This window comes from Massilia sp. TWR1-2-2 (assembly GCF_049897565.1).
Lineage (GTDB): Bacteria > Pseudomonadota > Gammaproteobacteria > Burkholderiales > Burkholderiaceae_D > JAFCUW01.
On sequence record NZ_JAFCWM010000110.1, the window covers coordinates 1 to 653 of the forward strand.

Below are 653 nucleotides of genomic sequence, written 5' to 3' on the forward strand. Positions count from 1 at the left end.
GTGCTGGGTGACGTCGGTCTTGCGCATAGTTTCGAAGGGGAAAGTTGTTCTCATTACACAACGTATACCCCCGCCGTCCCGTTGACAGGGCGGCGGGATTTTTCAACAGCCTGTTAGCGCCCGATTTTTTCCGTTTTTCCTATTCGCCCCGGGTTGCCCGAAAAGACGTTAAATTCGTCGCGGTAGACGACGAACGGATTGAGGTCGTTGGCGCCGGGCCGGCGGATGCGGTGCGCGTAGCTCAGGCGCACGGTGGTCTGGTCGGAAGCCTTGCAGGTGACGAAAAAGCTGGGAATGACGTTCAGGTAGTTGTTGTCGGAGACCAGCGCGCTGGTCAGCTGGGCCACTTCCATGCCGGTGTACTCGGCACGCGCGCCGCCCAGCACGCCCCACGATTCGTTCAGCCGCATCTGGTACGAGCCGTACAGCGCGAACGTGCTCTGGTCGAGCGCGAAACGGTTTCTTCGCAGCGCATTGATGCTTTCGGCCTTCGTCACCGAATCGATGTTGGTGTAGCGTAAGCGTCCAGCCCATCCACCTATGAATGCGGTTTAGGACTGGGTAGACTGTGCAAACGGTAGCAAGGAGTCGATCTTGCTGTTCGGGCAGCTGGGCAGTTTTTCGAGTGTTTCGCTGAGCCAGCGTAATGGTTC

1 protein-coding gene is annotated in these 653 nt (G+C 58.3%); it reads right to left on the reverse strand.

Features of this window, described 5'->3' with window-relative positions; translation table 11 throughout:
* Positions 1 to 113: 113 nt before the first annotated feature.
* Positions 114 to 542 carry a TonB-dependent receptor domain-containing protein gene (locus tag ACP7DD_RS26605; protein ID WP_426178415.1) on the reverse strand — a complete coding sequence of 143 codons (429 nt, stop codon included), beginning with the start codon at positions 540 to 542 and terminating at the stop codon, positions 114 to 116.
* Between the last annotated feature and the right edge of the window lie 111 nt (positions 543 to 653).